Genomic DNA, 18,398 nt, shown 5'->3' with positions numbered 1-18,398 from the left:
GTCCCGCATCTCGAAGCGGTCCGGCGGTGACGGGGGCGGGGCCAGGGACGGGGCGCAAACAGATCACCCCCTCTCGCGCCCGGCGGCTTCGGTGGAGCCTCGCCGGGCGCGAGAGGGGGTGGAGAAACGTTTCGGCAGGCCCCGCAGGGCCCTCGGCCGGTGGGGCTACAGGAACGCCAGGTTGATCAGCCCGTAGGCGCACGCCGCCACGGCGGCCGCCGCCGGCATCGTTATGAACCAGCCCAGAACGATGTTCTTGGCGATCCCCCACCGCACGGCGTTCACGCGCTTCGTCGCGCCCACACCCATGATCGCCGAAGTTATGACGTGCGTCGTCGAGATCGGCGCCTTGAACAGGAACGCCGTCGCGAACATGATCGACGCACCCGTGGTCTCCGCCGCGAAACCCTGCGGCGGGTCCAGCTCGATGATCTTGCGGCCGAGCGTGCGCATGATGCGCCAGCCGCCCGCGTACGTCCCCAGCGACAGCATCGCCGCGGAGACCAGCTTCACCCACACCGGGATCGGGTCGCCGTACTTCTCGACGTCGGCGATGACCAGCGCCATCACCACGACGCCCATCGTCTTCTGCGCGTCCTGGAGGCCGTGCCCGAGCGCCATGCCGGCCGCCGAGACGGTCTGCGCTATGCGGAAACCGCGCTTCGCCTTGTGCGGATTGGCCCGGCGGAAGATCCACATGATCGCCGTCATGACCAGGTAGCCGACGATCAGGCCCACTACCGGGGACAGGAACATGGGCGTGACGACCTTGTCCAGCACCCCGGACCAGTACACCGTCGTACCGCCCGCCATCGCCGCGCCCACCAGTCCGCCGAACAGCGCGTGCGACGAGGACGACGGCAGGCCGAAGTACCAGGTGACCAGGTTCCAGACGATGGCGCCGAGCAGTGCCGCGAAGAGGATGCCCATCCCCCCGCCGCCGGAGGGCGTCTGGATCAGGCCCTCGCTGACCGTCTTCGCCACCCCGCTGCCGAGGAACGCACCGGCGAGGTTCATCACCGCCGCCATCGCCAGCGCCGCGCGCGGCGTCAGCGCACGCGTCGACACCGAGGTGGCGATCGCGTTCGCCGAGTCGTGGAAACCGTTGGTATAAGCGAAGAAGAGGGCGACCAGGATGGTCAGAATCAGAGCGAAGGTGTCCATGGACGCCTCAGGACTCCTTGACCGCGATGGTCTCCACGGTGTTGGCCACGTGTTCGAACGCGTCCGCCGCTTCCTCCAGTACGTCCACGATCTGCTTCAGCTTGAGGACCTCGATCGCGTCGTACTTGCCGTTGAACAGATGGGCGAGCAATTTGCGGTGGATCTGGTCCGCCTGGTTCTCCAGACGGTTCACCTCGATCCAGTACTCGGTGAGGTTCTCCAGCGTGCGCAGGTGCGGCATCGCCTCGGCCGTCAGCTCGGCCGCCCGTGCCAGCACCTCGATCTGCTGCTCGACCCCCTTGGGCAGCTCCTCGACGTTGTAGAGGACGACCAGGTCGACGGCCTCCTCCATGAAGTCCATGATGTCGTCGAGGGAGGACGCCAGGGAGTAGATGTCCTCGCGGTCGAACGGCGTGATGAACGAGGAGTTCAGCTGGTGGAAGATCGCGTGCGTGGCGTCGTCACCGGCGTGTTCCGCGGCCCGCATACGCTCTGCGATCTCGGCCCGAGCGGAGGAGTCCGCCCCGAGCAGTTCCATCAGGAGTTTCGAGCCTGTGACGATGTTGTCCGCGGACGCGGCGAACATGTCGTAGAAGCTCGTCTCCCTGGGGGTCAGACGAAAGCGCACGTGGGATCCTCGGGATGCTTCGGTTTCGGTCAGGGTGATGCTAGGCGCATCATCCGGCCAATGGCTAAGGGGCCGTCCTCCAGTGTCGCCCATCGGACACGGTGGTCAGCACGGGGGCGGTACGGGGGCGGTACGGGGGCGGTACGGGGGCGGCCAAGGCTCTGGCCAAGGGCCCTATACCCAGCAAAGTCCGTTACCATATACCCGCCAGGGGTATATGTCCGCGCCGCCGGAGCGCAGAATCCGCCACAGCGGGTCGCCTGTCCGGTTCCGGATCCCCCGGCGGCTGTCGACAGGAGGACGCGATGACGACCACCGAGGCCGGCGCGGCGGTGCCCTCCGAGGGCGCCGGGGCCGCGGTGACCGACCATGACCGGGGCGTCCACGGCTACCACAAGCAGAAGGACGAGCACCTCAAGCGGCTGCGCCGCATCGAGGGCCAGATCCGGGGTCTGCAGCGCATGGTCGACGAGGACGTGTACTGCATCGACATACTCACCCAGGTCTCCGCCTCGACGAAGGCCCTGCAGTCCTTCGCGCTCCAGCTCCTGGAGGAGCATCTGCGCCACTGCGTCGCGGACGCCGCACTCAAGGGCGGCGCGGAGATCGACGCGAAGGTCGAGGAGGCCACGAAGGCGATCGGCCGACTGCTGCGCACCTGATGCCCCGAGGGAAGGGAGCGTCCGCCGCCGCGCGCGGATCACGGCTCACTCGCCGGTCGCGTCCCGCTCCTCGGCCACCTTCAGCACCTCGTCGATGCTCTCAAGACTGAGCCGGTCCTCGTGTGCGGCCGACGCCGCGATGATCAGGTCACCGCACAGCTCGATCTCGGCGAGGGCCACGTGGTCCTGAACTGCCGTACCGCCGACCGGAGCCACGTGCATCACCTCTTTCTGCCGTCACCGACTTCCTAGGGTAGGCAGCGGCCTACAGGCCGCGCATGGCACGGACGGACCATTTCCGGCCCCTCAGCCGCGCCAGTTCCGGCCTCTCCGCCCCCCCGGCGATCCCCGGGCCCCTCACGGCCCCCTCACTGCTCGGCGATCTTCCCGGCGAAGATGTCCCCGGCCGCCGGCAGCCGTACGTCGACGGGGGCCCCGAAGCCGTACAGCAGCGTCGTGGAGGCCACCGCGACCGTCGTCTTCTGCCGGCCGTTGACGAAACTGAACCGGTGGCGCACCTTCCGCAGCCGCCCCTGGTCGTCGAGGTAGGCGTCGAACGGCACCTCGACCGTGGCGAACCCTTTCGCCGCCGCCCGGAACGGCTCCCTGTCCGCGGCCGGAACGCTTCCTGCCGCGAGCCCGATGTCGGCCACCCCCCGGTAGTGCCGCACGGGGATCCCCGCGACCTCGGCCCTCCCCACGTACCGCGCACTGCGGGCCCCGTGCAGCAACTGGGCCGCGGCGTATGGGTCTGTGGCGCCGCCGGTGACGAGGTTGCCGTCGGAGAGCGTGGCCGTGTCGACCCGCACCCACTTGTCGGCGGGCACCCCCGCGCCCCGGTTCTTCATGAACAGGGCGCCCGGGGCGAGCAGTTCGGTGATCGGGCGGTGCTCCTCGGTGCCCGCGGGGTCCCGGGGCAGCAGGACCGTCAGCCGGCCGAGCCGGGCACGGAAGTCGTAGACGCCCTCTCCGCGGATGGTGACCCGGGTCCCGCCGGTGGCCATCTCCATCGATGTCCGCGTTCGGGAACTGCCCGCCCGCACCAGGGCCGCGGCCGCCCCGTGCATCGCCTTGACCGCGTCCGTGCCGGAGGGCGCGTCGTCGGCGACGGCCCCGCCGCCCGCGCATCCGGTGGCCGAGGTGCCGCAGACCAGCAGTCCCAGCGTCGCGACGACCGCCGCACCGACCCGACCGTGCTGCCGCACCACCATCGTCCGCCTACCCCCAGCCGGTCCCGTCCCGGTGTCCCTCCTGTCGTTTCGGTTAACGACCAGTAGGGAGACCCGTCACGCGCCTTGCCGGGCAGCCCACTTGCCCTGGCCGCCGGCACACGCGACTTGGGTAACCTTGTCGGAGTGGAACAGCAGGATCTACCTACCGGCCCCGCAGAGCACCGCACGACGACGGTCGAACAGGGGCGGTTCTGTGTGGCCCGGTGCATCTGCGGCTGGCGAGGGCCGGCCCGCCGAGCCCGCAGCCTGGCGAGGTCGGACGCCGAGGGGCATGCCACCGGCTGAGAAGGCCGCCCGGTCGCGCCATATGCGGACACATCCACCACATCGAGCCGCAACCGGGCGCAACTGCCCCCCTCTGTAGCGATTCTGTGGCCTTTCCCTGTGCAACCCGCCGCCCTCCCGGCCCGTCTCGTTCCACGGAAGCCAAGGGAGGCCCACATGCAACGGCGTACGTTCATCGGCGGAACCACCGCCGCACTCGCGACGGCGGTCACCACCGCGTGCACCGGCGGCACCAGCGGCTCCGCCGCCGCCGCGAACCCGGCGAGCGCCGCGGACACGTCGATGCGTACGGCCACCACCGGCACCCGCGCCGCCGCCGACTGGACGGCTCTGGCCAAGGACCTGGCGGGCACCCTGGTCCGCCCCGGCGACCACGCCTGGCCGACGGCCCACCAGCTCTACAACACCCGCTTCGACTCCCTGAAGCCCGCGGCGGTGGCGTATGTGGCGCATGCCGACGACATCCGCACCGTCATGGCGTACGCCCGGGCCCATCACGTCAAGGTCTCGATACGCAACGGCGGGCACTCCTACGCCGGCTGGTCCTCGGGCGACGGCCGGCTGATCGTCGACGTGTCGAAGCTCAACAAGATCCGGGCGAGCGGCAACGAGGCCGTGGTCGGCGCGGGCTCCAAGCTGATCGACGTCTACCGGGCGCTCACCGCGAAGGGCGTGACCATACCCGCCGGCTCCTGCCCCACCGTCGGCGTCTCCGGGCTCACCCTGGGCGGCGGCCATGGCGTGGTCTCCCGGGCGTACGGACTGACCTGCGACAGCCTCACCCAGGCGACCCTGATCACGGCGGACGGCAAGCAGCTGGTCGCGAACGCCACCGAGAACAAGGACCTCTTCTGGGCCCTGCGCGGCGCGGGCAACGGCAACTTCGGCGTCGTCACCGAACTGCGGTTCACAACGCACCCGGCGCCCCAGGCGGTGTCGGCGTACCTGAGCTGGCCCTGGGCCAAGGCCGCCGCCGTCCTCAGCGCCTGGCAGGAGTGGGGCCCCGGCCAGCCCGACGAGATCTGGTCCTCCTGCCACCTGGAGAGCGCGGCCGGCGGCACGCCCACCGTCTCGGTCTCGGCGTTCTCGCTGGGCACCTACGGCGAACTGCAGAACGCGGTCGACCGCCTGGCCGCGAAGGTCGGGGCCCCGGCGCGCACCGTCTCGCTGCGGCGGAGGTCGTACGAGGCCGCGATGGAGGTGTACGCGGGCTGCTCCTCCTTCTCCTCCGACGCCCAGTGCCATCTGCCGGGCTCGACCCCGGGCCGGGCCGCGCAGGGCGCCCTCGGCCGTGAGACGTACGCGGCACGCTCGGACTTCTTCGACCGTTCGATCCCGGCGGCCGGCATCCAGACCATCCTTCGGCAGATGACGCAGGTCCGGGGCGGCGCGGGCAGCGTCGCGTTCACCGCCCTCGGCGGTGCGGTCAACCGGGTCTCGCCGACGGCCACGGCGTTCGTCCACCGCCGCTCCCGCATGCTGGCGCAGTACATCGCGAGCTGGCGCGCGGGCACCTCCGGTGCGACGGCCCAGTCCTGGCTGACGTCCGCACACGGGTCGATGCGCGGTTACGCGTCCGGGGCCGCTTACCAGAACTACACGGACCCGACCCTGACGAACTGGCGGAAGGCGTACTACGGGGACGCCGCCACCCGCCTCACGCAGCTGAAGCACCAGTACGACCCGAATGGGTTCTTCACGTTCCCGCAGGCGCTGTAGCGAACGCCCGGCCGCCACGGGGCCGCCCCGCCGAGCGCGGCCCCGTGGCGGCCCCCACAGGCGCGGGACAACCCGCGGCGAACCGGCGTTACGCCGCCAGGTCCCTTTCCTCCGCCGTCTGGTCCGAGCGCGCCTCGGGGACCACGGTCCGCGCGGCGCGCGCGCCGCCGGCCCGGACCAGCCGTCCGGCGCGCGGGGAGCGTTCGATCGCCTTCATGAGCGGGGTGAGCAGCGCCATGGCGAGCGGGGAGAGCAGCAGGGCGACGGCCGTACCGAGGGCGAAGCCCCCGACGACGTCCGTCGGGTAGTGCACCCCCATGTAGACCCGGCAGAAACCTTCGAGCAGCGCGAGTCCCAGGCCGATGAGCCCGAATTTCCGGTTCGCGACGAACAGGGCGACCGCCGCCGCCATCGTGAGCGTGGCGTGGTCGCTGACGAAGGAGTAGCCCGTCTTGCCGGTGACGAGGACCTCGAGTCCCTGGTGATCGACGAACGGCCGGGGACGCTCCACGAAGCCCCGGATCGGCACGTTCACGAGAACCGCGAGACCGGCGGCGAGCGGAGCCCAGACCAGCGCGGCGACGGAGGACGCCGCATCGGCACCTCCCCGCCTGCGCACGTTCCACCAGCACCACAGGACGAGCAGGACCATGGCGAGCAGCAGCCCGTACTCACCGACGAACTCCATGACGCGGTCGAACCAGTGCGGCGCATCCTTGGCCAGGCCATTGATGTCGTACAGCAGATCGACGTCGGGGTTCGACCCGGATTCGGCGAGTGCAGCCATCGTGCGCGGCCCCTTCGTCGTCTGTCGCGTTGCTTGCCCGGACGCGCCGCAGCGCGCGCCGTTCCTCCACCCCCGTGGTCGTAGATCCGCTCCACGTCAAGCCGGCTGCCGTACGTCAACGCTCTACGTCAGAACTAACGCACAGCCCTGCTGTCAGCGTTCCGCACTCCACACAATGATCACGCAGACGTTATCGAAGAGAGACTCGTCTTCGCAGCTCAGGGGGGTGACGGTAACGGAGAGTTCCGGCCGCCGCGTGCCTGCGCACATGCCCTTCACATCCCGGTTCACACCGGCGTGGGCAGCGCTTTCGCGCCATCTTCGGTGACACGCGTCGCCCCGAAGTAGTCAGGGGTGTCGATCGGGTCGAAACGGATCACCGCGCCGGTCCTGGGCGCGTCGATCATATAGCCGCCGCCGACATAGATGCCGACGTGCCGGATGGCGCGGGAATCGGTCAGGTCGTCGGAGAAGAACACCAGGTCCCCCGGGAGGAGTTCGGCCCTCTTCGGGTGAGGCCCGGCGTTGTACTGGTCGTTGGCGACGCGCGGCAGCGTGATGCCCACGCTCTCGTACGCGGCCTTGGTCAGCCCGGAGCAGTCGAAGCGCCCGCCCTGTTCGGCGGTGCCGTCGCCACCCCACAGGTACGGGGTGCCGAGCTTCTTCTGCGCGAAGTAGATGGCGCCGGCGGCCTGCTTGGACGGGTCGACCCGCCGGACGGGCGCGGCGAAGCTCTTCGCCAGGGTGGTGATGGTCTTCACATAGTTCTGGGTCTCCTTGTACGGCGGCACGCCCCCGTACTTGATGACCGCGTACGCCCCCGCGTTGTACGCGGCGAGCATGTTCTCCGTCGGGTTTCCGGGTGCGTCCTTCACATACGAGGCGAGCTTGCAGTCGTACGAGGCGGCCGACGGGATCGCGTCACGCGGGTCCCAGACGTCGGCCCGTCCGTCGCCGTTGCCGTCCATGCCGTGGATGGCCCAGGTACCGGGGATGAACTGGGCGATCCCCTCGGCCTTCGCGGGGCTCTTGGCGTTCGGGCTGAAGCCGCTCTCCTGGTACAGCTGGGCGGCGAGCAGCGCGGGGTTGATCGCGCCGCACATGTTGCCCCACCTCTGCACGAGCGACGCGTACGCGGCGGGCACGGCGTTCTTGGCGAGCCCGACGGGCCCCCGCCCGAGGCCGTTCGCCAGGTTTCCGGCCACCACATAGACCCCGGCGACGAGCAGCATCACGAGGCTCAGCGCGGCACCGACGGCAACGGTCGCCCAGATCCACGCCTTACGCACCGTCAACCGCCCCTCAGCGCCCGGGAGTCCGCCGAGCGTCAGTGTAGGGGCGCCGGGCCGAGGGGGAAGAGGAGAAGAGCTGGTCCGGCCACCACCGGCGCACCAGTTCGGCCAACCGCGGGGGCCGGTGACGGCATGCCGTGCAGCGGGCCCCTACGCCAGCCCGGCCAACGCGCCGGAGGCCCAGGGGCCCGGGTCACTCGCCCGATGCGGTCCGGTACAGGTCCGCGGCCTCATCCTTCAGGACGACGCTGTAGGAGACGTCGGCGGTGGAGCCGCCTTGTTCGTGGCCGCCGAGCACGCCGACGACCTCGCCGTCGCCGTCCACCCAGGGGCTGCCGCTCGTGCCGCTGCTGAAGTCGGGGCAGTCGATGCGCTGCTGGGTGGCACTGTGGGCGGTCGGCTTGTTGACGCAGCGTATGGGGGTTTCCCGGGAGTTGGGGTATCCGGTGACGGTGACGGCGGTGGCGCCGGTCTCCCGCCCCGTGACGAACCGGTTGCCGCCGACGAGGTCCTCGATGTCGGCACCGCCGACCGTCTCGACGGCGGCGAAGGCGACGTCGCTGTCCTCGTCCTCGTCACCGGTCCAGCCGTCGCCCAGGTAGGTCCTGGTGACCTTCCAGACGCCGTACGGAGCCTTGCCGTCCCGGTAGCCGGGGGCGAACCAGACGGTGCCGCCGCCCAGACAGTGCGCGGCGGTCACGATCACGTTGTGGGCCTTGCTGTGCACCACGGAGGCGGTGCAGAAGTGCCCGCCCTCCAGGGCGCCGCCCGGACCGAAGAGCGCGCCGACCCGGGCACTGGCCGTGTCGATCCCGGCCTCCGTGGTCACGCCCAGCGGTCCGGGACCGCCGTCGGCGGCGGCCACGGAAGAGGCCGTGACGGCCAGCAGCACGAGAGCACCGAGGAACGCGTGCCGGCGGTTGCCAGGGGGGCGTGTGATGCGTGTCATCGCCTTCCACTCTGACCCATGAAGGTGAGAAAAGCCCTGTGAGCAGCCCGAAATTAACCTATGAGGATCCATCGCCGCAGGTCAGCGCGCGCATCCGGCCCACAGCGGCGTCGCCCCTTCAGCCGCGCGCCTTCCCCTGGAACCGATACCCGGCAGGCGGGCCGACGAGACCCAGTTCGTCGTTCACATGAACGACGTTTTCCCGTTCGACGACCACGGCAGGCGGACGGGCACGGACCGGCCGTACGCGGCGGGCCGGAGCACACCACCGGCGACGGCTGCTCGCCGAAGGGGGATAGCCTTCCGCTCGTACGGGTGACCCCCGTACAGAACGGACCGGACGAACGCGGCACCCCGGGGCCCGGACCGACTCGGCACGGCACAAGGGGGGTTAACGACGGAACCGCACGTCAGGTTCCGCTTCGACTTGATTGCCCGCCATCACCTGCCGTGATACACACAGTGGCCGTGCGCCCCTTCCGATTTCTTCCCGCGCCTGCGTGGGGGGTCCTTCGGGCCGAAGGCAAGGGACACATACGAAACCCGCCAATCAATGACGCCAAGTCGACATACGAGGGCGTCATTGTCGGCGAGAATGACCGTGACCTCTGCGCGCGTGCCAGAGGCTACGGAACTACCCACCAGGGGCGGTGACTTACATGCAGCTCGCGGCCGCAAAAGGCGACATCAACACGATCATCGGCGGTATCGCCCCGGACTGGGGCCCGTTCGGCAGCCTGGGCAACGAGGCTCGCGTGATGGTCGAGGTGGTGATGGCCATTGCCATCCTGCTCTGCCTGGCGATCGCCATCTGGGGCGCGGCCAAGCAGCGCATCGGCGCGACCGCCCTGCGCGACACGTTCAGTGCCGAGCAGGGCAAGGGCCTGATCATCGCGGGACTGACCGGCGTCTTCATCATCGGCTCGCTCGGCACGCTGTTCACGATCGTCTACGGCATGGCCGTGTAGGGCGGTCCCGGACCGCCACCACCCGCCTGGCGCGCCGCCAGTCCCGCGCCGGACCGCCCGGCTTGCTCCTCCGACCCATCCGTCCGTCGCGCCCACCGGCTGAGGTTGCGTTTCCCTGATGTCGAGTCACCACACCGCGCCCGCGCGGGAACCAGCACGGCTACCGTCGTACTTCAAAGCGTTTCCGCACAAGCGCGGAACGACCACGAGTTCGAGGGGGCGTGCGCGGCGTGAGTCCCGGTGACGGTGCCTCCGGCGGGGGCGAGGGAGAGTACGGCGGCGTCGGGCAGACGCGGACGCGGCTGCCCGACCGGCCCGGTGACGTGTACGGGGGCGCCCGGCGGGGCCGGTCCTCCTCACGCAGTCTGGCCACGGTCGTCGGGGTGGTCGTCCTGCTGATCGCCGCGATCGCCTTCGCGAACCGCGGGGGCGACTCCTCCTCGGACGGCAACAGCAACGACAAGGCGGGCGCGGCCCCCACGGCAGCGACGGGCACCCGCCCGGTCCGCTCGACCCCGGGCACCATCCCCTCGGGCTTCCCCCGCAACGAACAGGGCGCGCAGTCGGCTGCGGCTAATTATGCGGTGGCTTTGGGTTCGACGGGGATGTTCAAGAGGGACAGCCGACACAGCATCGTCGACGCCATCTACACGCCGGCCGCCGCGAGCAAGCTCCAGGGACCGATGGACCAGGCGTATTCGGCGAGTTTCCTCAACAAACTGGGACTGAATGCCGACGGCAACGCACCGGCGGGCAGCACCTTCGTGTCGCGCACGATCCCGGTGGGCACGAAGATCACGCAGTACAGCGCCAACGACGCCAAGGTCTCCGTCTGGTACATGGGGCTCATCGGCATGTCCGGTCAGGGTTCAACCGATCCCGTCAGCTCCACGTGGAAGACCTGGACCTTGGAACTGCAGTGGTCCAACGGCGACTGGAAGATCGTCGCGGACTCCCAGACGGATGGCCCCGCCCCGGTGCCCGGTGATGACCGGGCCGCCGCGTCCGACGAGATCAGCAAGGCCATCGAAGAGTACGGAGGGTTCACATATGCCCGGTAGCCCGCGACGCGTACTCACGTTCACGGCCGCTGCAGCCGGCGTTCAAACCACTGCCGTGCTGCTCGCCACGCGTGCCTTCGCAGCTCCGTCACCCTCGCCGTCGCCCACAAAGTCGAACGACCCGTGCGACCTCCTGATCGGCCCTTCCAAGAAGTACTGCGAAAAAGGCAACTCCTCCGGCTCCAGCGGCCCCTCCAACACCCTCCCCGACAGCCTCGACCCCCTCTCCTCCCTCGCCAAGGGCTGTGCCGACGCCGCCTCCTGGACCGTCGACAAGCTCAGCGAGGCCGTGAAGCAGACCGCCAGCGTCGACTTCACCAACCAGGCGTTCCTCCACCAGTACGAGATCGTCTTCGCGGCCTCGGCCATCCTGACCCTCCTGCTGTGGCTCCTGGCCGTCGCCAAGAGGGCGGTCCGCGGCGTCCCGTTCGCCACCGCCGTGTCCGAAGCCGTCGGCTTCCTCTGGCTCACCGTGCTCGCCTCCGCCTTCACCCCCCTGATCCTCTACACGGTCGTCTCGGCGACCGACGGCGTCAGCGACGTCCTCGCCAAGACCACGGGCGACCAGACCCAGACGTTCTTCGGCGCGTTCTCCGGCGCTCTCAGCAAGGGAACGAACATCGGCGGCGGCCCCATCATGCTGATCCTGGTGTCGCTCGTCTCGATCCTCGCCGCGGGCGTGCTGTATCTGGAGCTGTTCCTGAGGGCGGTCCTGCTGTACGTCGGCGCCCTTCTCGGCGTGGTCGTCTACTCGGGCCTCGTCGACAAGAACCTCTGGGGCCACGTCCGCCGCTGGGCGGGCATCATGATCGCCGTCATCCTGGTGAAACCGGTGATCGTCATCGTGCTCGGCCTCGCCGGCGCCCTCGCCACGGACAAGGGCCCGGACTCCCTCGCCGCCGTCGTCTCCGGACTCGCCATCATCCTGCTCGCCATCTTCGCGAGCGCCATGATCTACCGGTTCGTCCCCGGCTTCGGCGACGAGATCGCCGCCTCCCGCAACAACCGCGTCATGCAGGGCGCCGAACGCAAGGCCGCGGCCGTCATCAGCTCCCCGGCCACCCTCGTCGCCCAGGGCATCAAGACCCACAGCACCCGCGCCGACACCGGCGGCGGCCAGGGCGGCGGCCAGCCGCCCCGCCCCGCCAACCCGGCCACCGGCGGCGTGGCCGCGCACAGCACCCGCACCCCGGGCGGCGGACCCGTCACCTCGTCCGCGCCCCCGCCGCGTAGCAGCCCGGCCGACACCCCGCATGCCAGCAGCACCCGCAACAGCAGTACCAACCGCACAGGAGGTGAAGGGCGTTGACGACCGAGTCCCACGTGTCGCATCCGGTCACGCCCCGCCGGACCTATCTGATCGGCCGCGCCCGGCCGAACGCGATCATCGGCCGCAACCGCGAGTCCGGCGAGATCGTGCTGATCATCGCGGGCGCGTTCCTCGGCATGATGTGCGGGCTTCTCGTCCCGGTCCTGTCCCTGCGCCTCGTGCTCCTGATGGGTTTCCCACTGCTCGCGCTGGCCGCCGTGTACGTCCCGTACAAGCACCGCACGTTCTACAAGTGGTTCGAGGTCAACCGCAGTTACAAGCGGACCCTGCGGCAGGGGACGACGTACCGCAGCGCCGTGATGGAGGCCGGAACCGGGCTCGACGGGCGTGAGATCGAGGTGGGGCCGCCGCCCGGCATCGGGCGGATCACCTGGCTCGCCGCTCCCTTCGGGCCCGACGAGATCGCCGTACTGCTGCATGCCGACCGGCGCACCGTCACCGCCGCCATCGAGATCGAGGGCCCGGGCGTCGGCCTGCGCGACAGCGAGGACCAGGAGGCCCTCGTCGACCGCTTCGGCACGCTCCTGAAGCACGTGGCGAACGGCGACGGCTTCGTCACCCGCCTCCAGATGCTCGCCCGCACCCTGCCCGCCGATCCGGACGCGCACGCCAAGGACGTCGCCCAGCGCGGCGACGAGCGCGCCCCGACCTGGCTGCGCCAGTCCTACGACCAGCTACAGTCCATGGTCTCGACGAGCAGCGAGCAGCACCGCGCCTACCTCGTCGCCTGTATGCACTACACCCGCGAACTCGCCGCCGAGGCCCAGGCCATGGCCCGCGCCGCGCGTCCCCAGGGCGGCAAGAAGGTCGACCGGGACGCGGGCCTCGCGGTCGTCATGGCGCGCGAGCTGACCGACATCTGTTCCCGTCTCCAGGAAGCCGACATCCGCGTACGGCAGCCGCTGGGCCAGGGCCGGCTCGCCTCCCTCATCCACTCCATGTACGACCCGGACCACCCCATCGACCACATCCAGGCGATGACCAAGCGCAACGCGTGGCCCGCCGAACTGGACGCCATGGAGGCCACCTATCTCCAGGCGAAGACCCGGGAGTCGTCGACGCGCGCGCCCTGGTGCCATGCCACCGCCTGGATCAAGGAGTGGCCGATGACCCCGGTCGGCGTGAACTTCCTGGCGCCGCTGCTCGTCCACACCCCGGACGTCATCCGGACCGTCGCCGTCACCATGGACCTCGAGCCCACCGAGGTCGCCATCGAGCGCATGCTGACCGAGAAGACGAACGACGTGGCGGAGGCCAGCCGCGCCGCCAAGATGAACCGCACCGTCGACCCCCGTGACATCGCCGCCCACTCCCGCCTCGACCAGCGTGGCGAGGATCTCGCGAGCGGCGCCGCGGGCGTCAACCTGGTCGGCTACATCACGGTCTCCGCCCGGTCGCCGGAGGCCCTGGCCCGCGACAAGCGGACCATTCGCGCCTCGGCCGGCAAGTCGTATCTGAAGCTGGAGTGGTGCGACCGCGAGCACCACCGGGCCTTCGTCAACACGCTCCCCTTCGCCACCGGCATTCGGAGGTAAGGCCCTGATGCGGGATCCGCTGTCCGTCCTGACCGACGCCTTCACGTCCTTCCTCTTCGGAAAGGTCGAGACGACCCGGCTGCCCGTTCGCACGTCCACGGGCCAGGCCCAGGCCGTCTACCTGCCCACCGCCGCACCCGGCCTGGGCGACTCCGGCGTGATCATCGGCCGCGAGGTCTACTCCGGGAAGGGCTACATCTACGATCCCTTCCAGCTGTACGGCCAGCAGCTCCCGGCGCCGCACTGGCTCGTCCTAGGTGAGTCCGGCAACGGCAAGTCGGCGCTCGAGAAGACGTATGTGCTGCGCCAGCTGCGCTTCCGCGACCGGCAGGTCGTGGTCCTGGACGCGCAGGGCGAGGACGGGGTCGGCGAGTGGAACCTCATCGCCCAGGAACTGGGCATCACCCCCATCCGCCTCGACCCCACGGCGGCCCTGGACCACGGAATCCGCCTCAACCCGCTCGACCCGGCGATCACCACGACCGGCCAGCTGGCACTGCTGCGCACGATCATCGAGGTCGCGATGGGACACGGCCTGGACGAGCGGTCCGGCTTCGCGCTGAAGGTCGCACACGCCTACGTCAACGAGACGATCGTCGAGCGCCAGCCGGTGCTCACCGACATCGTCGAGCAGCTGAGGCACCCGGAACCGGACTCGGCGGAGGCGATGAACGTCGCCCTGGACGACGTACGGGCCTGGGGCCTGGACGTGGCGCTGGTCCTGGACCGCCTGGTCGACGGTGACCTGCGGGGCATGTTCGACGGGCCGACGACGGTCGGCATCGACCTGGACGCCCCGCTGATCGTGTTCGACCTGTCCCACATCGACCGCAACTCGATCGCCATGCCGATCCTGATGGCGATCGTCGGTGTGTGGCTGGAGCACACCTGGATCCGCCCCGACCGCAAGAAGCGCATCTTCCTGGTCGAGGAGGCGTGGCACATCATCAACAGCCCGTTCGTCGCCCAGCTGTTCCAGCGGCTGCTGAAGTTCGGCCGACGGCTCGGTCTGTCCTTCGTGGCGGTGGTGCACCACCTGAGCGACGTGGTGGACGGAGCGGCCGCGAAGGAGGCGGCCGCGATTCTGAAAATGGCGTCGACCAGGACGATTTATGCCCAGAAGGCGGACGAGGCACGGGCCACGGGCCGGGTGCTCGGTCTGCCTAGGTGGGCCGTGGAGATCATCCCGACCCTGACGCCCGGCATCGCGGTCTGGGACGTCAACGGCAATGTGCAGGTGGTCAAACACCTGGTCACGGAGACGGAACGGCCGCTCGTCTTCACCGACCGCGCGATGACGGAGTCGGCGAGCGACCGTCTGGCGGACGACGCGCTGCGCGCCGCGGAGCTGGAGGCGGAGGAGCGGGCGGCGGCATTCGTGGAGCAGCGGATGGGCGACCTGGACGGCTCGTCCGAGTCCACGGTGGCTTGAGACTGGGGCCCCTATGAGACCAGGCAAGGAGCGGCGGGAGCAGCGGGACGGCCAGGGAGGCATCCCCGACGGCCTGTTGGTGGGTGTACTGGCCTTCCTGCTGGGTGTGACGCTGATGGTGTGGACGGCCACGTGCCTCGCGGGCTGGTTCTCGCAGGCCTCCTGGCCGCACGGCGTCCGGTTCAGCCGTACGCCGGTGGCCATGCGCCATCTGATCGCCCAGCCCCACGACCTCCCGGGCGCATGGCCGGACGCACCGCCCGGCCAGCTGTCCGGGTACGGACTGTTCTGGGGCCTGTTCATAGGCGAACTGATGGTGCTGTTCGTGGTGACCGTGTTCGCGATCGGCACGGTGGCGAGGTGGAAGACGGTACGGGCGCAGAAGAAGGCGGTGGCTGCCGCGGGCGGCGCGGACGCCGGTGTTCCGTACCCTGCGTACACCGGCACTGCTCCCCCTCCGGTTCCCGCCCCCCGCCCCGCAGGGGAGCGCCCGGCAGCGGAACACCCGGCAGCGGAACACCCGGCAGCGGAGCACCCCGCCGTGGAACACCTCGTGGCGGGACCGCCGGCGCCCCGGCCGCTCCCGCTCGCGGCCGTGGCGGAGCGAAGACCTCCCGCCCCGCCGATCGGTGCGGGTCCCGAGCAGCCCGGCTCCACCGCTGCGCGCACGGCCCCGGGGGAATCCCCGTCCGTGGTCCTGGGCACCTCGGACATCCGGCACCCCGTAGCCGCCCAGGCCGTGCGCGATGCCGCGGGCCCGGCTCTCGTCATCACCTCCAGCCCCGCCCTCTGGGCCGAGACCAAGGACGCCCGCGCCAAGCTCGGCCCGGTTCTCCTCTACGACCCCTCGCATCTGTGCGACACCCCGGCACGGCTGCACTGGTCCCCGTCCGCCGGCTGCGAGGACAGGACGACCGCCGCGGCCCGTGCCGCCGCGCTGCTCGCGCCCGTACGCCCCACGGCCCGGATCGACCAGGCGGTCGCCGATACGGCGGAGACGCTCCTGCGCAGCTATCTGCACGCCGCCGCCATAGACGGCCGCACCATCCGGCACATCCACCGCTGGGCCCAGGGCAGCCAGGTCCAGGAAGCGGTACGGGCCCTGCGTACGCACCCCAAGGCGTCCTCCGGCGCGGCCGGGGAGCTGGAGGCGGCCCTCACCTCGTATCCCGAACGTCGCGACATGGCCCAGGAGTTGACCGCACGCGCCCTGTCCTCCCTCTTCACGGTCAACATCCGAGAGGCATGTACACCCAACCGAAATGACACCCTCGCCTTGGATTCCTTCGTCAACGAAGGGGGCACGCTTTATGTGGTCGGTGAATCCATCGAGGACCCAAGACAACAGCCCGGCGCGATGCCGCTCCTGACGGCTCTCGCCTCCAGCGTGGTCGAGCGCGGCCGGCGCGTGGCCGAACGGTCATCCTCCGGTCGGCTCGACCCACCACTCACCCTGGTGCTGGACGACGTGGCGGCCGTGGCCCCCCTGCCCCAGCTCCCGGAACTGCTCTCCACCGGAGCGGACCGCGGCCTGCCCACCCTGGCCCTGCTGCGCTCCCGCGAACAGGCCCGGGCGCGCTGGCCGCAGGACGAACTGCCGGTGTAGCAGCCGCTAGACCTGTTCGATCACCATCTCCAGCTCGGAGTCCCCCGAGTCCTCCGACAAAGGGACGGTGAGCCCGGTCGGCACGAAGCCCACCTTGCGGTAGAAGGCCCTGGCCCGGGCGTTGTCCTCGTGCACGATCAGCCGCACCCGCTCGGCGCCGCGCCCCCACGCCCACTTCAGACCGGCCTCGAACAGCGCCTCGGTCAGCCCGCTTCCCCGGTGTTCGGGCCGGACGAACACTCCGACGACGTGCCCCTGCCTCCGCTCGACCGGGAACCCGGCCCAGTCCTTGCTCCCGGCCTCTTCGACCAGAACCGTCAGGGTGCCGGCCCAGTGCCCGTCCGGGCCCTCCGCGATGATCTGCTGCGCGCCGGGAGCCCCCTCGGCGCCGTTCGCCGTCCGCTCCCGCCAGTAGCTGTCCGGCTTGTCCGAGGCCTGCTCGATGGATTCGAGGAACGCGAGATGCGCGACCGGGTCCTGAAGCGCGGCGAGCCGCAGCTCCTTCACCGCGGGCCACTCGTCGGGGCGTATGGACCTGATCAGATAAGGCATACGGCCACGGTAACGACCGGACGCGACAGGTGCGGCCCCATTTTTTTCGAGCGGAGCCGCACCCTGCCCGGCGGGCGGAACCCAGCCGGGCACCCACCCGGTCACCCGGGTTCAGTCGTCGTCCGGTCCCTGCTGCCCGTCGTCCGGCGCGGACCCGTACAGACCGTGCTTCGGCGCCGGCATCACGGACTTCGCACCGCGCACGCTCTTCCAGATCGCCTCGTTGAAGGTCCGCTCGTCGATCTGGTCCTCCTTGGTGAGGTTCTGCCTCGCGGAGACCCCGGCCATCGGGGAGTCGACCGCGTTCACGGCGGTCAGGTCGTAGGACGGTTTGATGGCGTCGTACGCGGCCGCGTCGGGCCGGGCCGTGAAGGAGTTGACCACCGGAGTGGCGTACGCGTCGAACCGCGTCATCGGTGAGAGACCGAGCAGCAGCTCGATCCTGCGGACCATCGACGCGGTGGAGTAGAACGTCGAGTCGATCCGCCCCGTGCGCGTGTACAGGCTGATGACCTGCGAGATCGTCCGGTGTGCGTCCACATGGTCGGGCCCGTTCCGGGCGTCGTCCTCGGTCACGAAGATCGCGGCCGACTTCCAGAACCTCGAGTGCGACACCGCGTCGACGAGCTGCCCGAGCGCCCAGTCGTTGTCGGTGACGTACGCCTGCGGGGTCGGCATGCCGGCCTTGGTACCGGAGGTGGGGTCGTTGGGCAGCCGCACCCTCTCGAACGAGGGCAGCCCCCGTCCTTCTCGTACCGGGCGAACTCCTTCTTCCACTCCACGATCCGCGGGCTGCCGCAGGTCGCGGCACGGGCACGGAAGGTGTTCGCGGAGTGGGGGCAGCTCAGGTTAGGGCCCGAAGGCGTGGCCGGTCCCGGCGTTCAGCACGGGGTCCTCGACCACGGCCTTCCCACTCTTGTCCGCACTCGCGTAGAACCCGTAGTTCCGGAAGCTGACGCCGTGATCCGAGAGCCGCTGCCAGATGTACGCGTGCTCGGGATCCTTGTTGGGCGCGATGGCGGGGTCCCCTGACGTCCGACCGGCGTGGCCATGACCGTCTGGTGAGCATACGAAAAAGCCCCAACTCACGGGTTCAACCCGGAGTTGGGGCTCTTTCTCAAGTATTGTTCGGCGGTGTCCTACTCTCCCACAGGGTCCCCCCTGCAGTACCATCGGCGCTGTAAGGCTTAGCTTCC

The 18,398-nt window shown here is 70.1% G+C and carries 17 protein-coding genes and 1 rRNA gene; 8 read left to right on the top strand and 10 right to left on the bottom strand.

Features of this window, described 5'->3' with window-relative positions; all coding sequences use genetic code 11:
- Positions 1-165 precede the first annotated feature (165 nt).
- A complete protein-coding gene (locus LZ604_RS26965; protein ID WP_234518152.1) occupies positions 166-1,164 on the bottom strand; it encodes an inorganic phosphate transporter in 999 nt (332 codons plus the stop codon).
- 7 nt (positions 1,165-1,171) lie between these two features.
- Positions 1,172-1,792, bottom strand: coding sequence for a DUF47 domain-containing protein (locus LZ604_RS26960; protein WP_234518150.1), 621 nt, complete (start codon positions 1,790-1,792; stop codon positions 1,172-1,174).
- 305 nt (positions 1,793-2,097) lie between these two features.
- Between LZ604_RS26960 and LZ604_RS26955 the strand changes: the two genes are divergently transcribed.
- Positions 2,098-2,454 carry a metal-sensitive transcriptional regulator gene (locus tag LZ604_RS26955; RefSeq protein WP_234518148.1) on the top strand — a complete coding sequence of 119 codons (357 nt, stop codon included), beginning with the start codon at positions 2,098-2,100 and terminating at the stop codon, positions 2,452-2,454.
- Between the two features lie 45 nt (positions 2,455-2,499).
- Here LZ604_RS26955 and LZ604_RS26950 read toward each other — a convergent pair whose 3' ends face one another.
- Together LZ604_RS26950 and LZ604_RS26945 are read right to left on the bottom strand one after the other, a co-directional pair.
- Entirely contained in the window at positions 2,500-2,670 is a 171-nt protein-coding gene (locus tag LZ604_RS26950) for a hypothetical protein (protein ID WP_234518255.1), read from the bottom strand.
- Between the two features lie 152 nt (positions 2,671-2,822).
- Entirely contained in the window at positions 2,823-3,665 is an 843-nt protein-coding gene (locus LZ604_RS26945) for an SCO4651 family lipoprotein (RefSeq protein ID WP_234518146.1), read from the bottom strand.
- Between the two features lie 462 nt (positions 3,666-4,127).
- On the opposite strand from LZ604_RS26945, the gene LZ604_RS26940 reads away from it, so the two are divergent.
- Entirely contained in the window at positions 4,128-5,690 is a 1,563-nt protein-coding gene (locus LZ604_RS26940) for an FAD-binding oxidoreductase (RefSeq protein ID WP_234518144.1), read from the top strand.
- 88 nt (positions 5,691-5,778) lie between these two features.
- Here the strand turns inward: LZ604_RS26940 and LZ604_RS26935 are convergent, their stop codons facing one another.
- From LZ604_RS26935 to LZ604_RS26925, 3 genes are all read right to left on the bottom strand, one after another.
- Positions 5,779-6,477, bottom strand: coding sequence for a phosphatase PAP2 family protein (locus LZ604_RS26935; protein WP_234518141.1), 699 nt, complete (start codon positions 6,475-6,477; stop codon positions 5,779-5,781).
- 287 nt (positions 6,478-6,764) lie between these two features.
- Positions 6,765-7,772, bottom strand: a complete 1,008-nt coding sequence (locus LZ604_RS26930; protein ID WP_308283649.1) for a C40 family peptidase — start codon at positions 7,770-7,772, stop codon at positions 6,765-6,767.
- A gap of 190 nt (positions 7,773-7,962) precedes the next feature.
- A complete protein-coding gene (locus LZ604_RS26925; protein WP_234518140.1) occupies positions 7,963-8,718 on the bottom strand; it encodes a trypsin-like serine peptidase in 756 nt (251 codons plus the stop codon).
- A 659-nt stretch (positions 8,719-9,377) separates the two neighbouring features.
- On the opposite strand from LZ604_RS26925, the gene LZ604_RS26920 reads away from it, so the two are divergent.
- The 6 genes from LZ604_RS26920 (at position 9,378) to LZ604_RS26895 (ending at position 16,650) form a co-directional block, all read left to right on the top strand.
- On the top strand, positions 9,378-9,686 hold the full coding sequence (locus LZ604_RS26920; protein WP_234518138.1) for a DUF8827 family protein: 309 nt from the start codon (positions 9,378-9,380) through the stop codon (positions 9,684-9,686).
- A gap of 230 nt (positions 9,687-9,916) precedes the next feature.
- Positions 9,917-10,747: a DUF8175 domain-containg protein gene (locus LZ604_RS26915; protein ID WP_234518135.1), complete on the top strand. Its 831-nt coding sequence runs from the start codon at positions 9,917-9,919 to the stop codon at positions 10,745-10,747.
- Positions 10,737-12,056 carry a hypothetical protein gene (locus LZ604_RS26910; protein ID WP_234518133.1) on the top strand — a complete coding sequence of 440 codons (1,320 nt, stop codon included), beginning with the start codon at positions 10,737-10,739 and terminating at the stop codon, positions 12,054-12,056. Before LZ604_RS26915 ends, LZ604_RS26910 begins: the two co-directional genes overlap by 11 nt.
- Entirely contained in the window at positions 12,053-13,612 is a 1,560-nt protein-coding gene (locus LZ604_RS26905) for an SCO6880 family protein (protein WP_234518131.1), read from the top strand. The genes LZ604_RS26910 and LZ604_RS26905 overlap by 4 nt, the downstream gene beginning before the upstream one ends.
- Before the next feature lie 7 nt (positions 13,613-13,619).
- Positions 13,620-15,044 (top strand): ATP-binding protein, encoded by a 1,425-nt coding sequence (locus tag LZ604_RS26900; protein WP_234518129.1) that lies wholly within the window; start codon positions 13,620-13,622, stop codon positions 15,042-15,044.
- 13 nt (positions 15,045-15,057) lie between these two features.
- Entirely contained in the window at positions 15,058-16,650 is a 1,593-nt protein-coding gene (locus LZ604_RS26895) for a TraM recognition domain-containing protein (RefSeq protein ID WP_234518127.1), read from the top strand.
- Positions 16,651-16,656: 6 nt separating this feature from the next.
- On the opposite strand, the gene LZ604_RS26890 is transcribed toward LZ604_RS26895, so the two are convergent.
- The 3 genes from LZ604_RS26890 to rrf form a co-directional block, all read right to left on the bottom strand.
- A complete protein-coding gene (locus LZ604_RS26890; protein WP_234518125.1) occupies positions 16,657-17,202 on the bottom strand; it encodes a GNAT family N-acetyltransferase in 546 nt (181 codons plus the stop codon).
- 111 nt (positions 17,203-17,313) lie between these two features.
- Positions 17,314-17,979 (bottom strand): alkaline phosphatase family protein, encoded by a 666-nt coding sequence (locus tag LZ604_RS26885; protein WP_234518123.1) that lies wholly within the window; start codon positions 17,977-17,979, stop codon positions 17,314-17,316.
- Positions 17,980-18,328: 349 nt separating this feature from the next.
- Positions 18,329-18,398 (bottom strand): 5S ribosomal RNA (gene rrf, locus LZ604_RS36585); the annotation flags it as partial.

The sequence above is a fragment of the Streptomyces glomeratus genome, from assembly GCF_021462825.1.
In the GTDB taxonomy this organism is placed as follows: domain Bacteria; phylum Actinomycetota; class Actinomycetes; order Streptomycetales; family Streptomycetaceae; genus Streptomyces; species Streptomyces glomeratus.
Note: the sequence above shows the minus strand (reverse complement) of the source record. Positions and strands in the feature narration are given on the sequence as shown.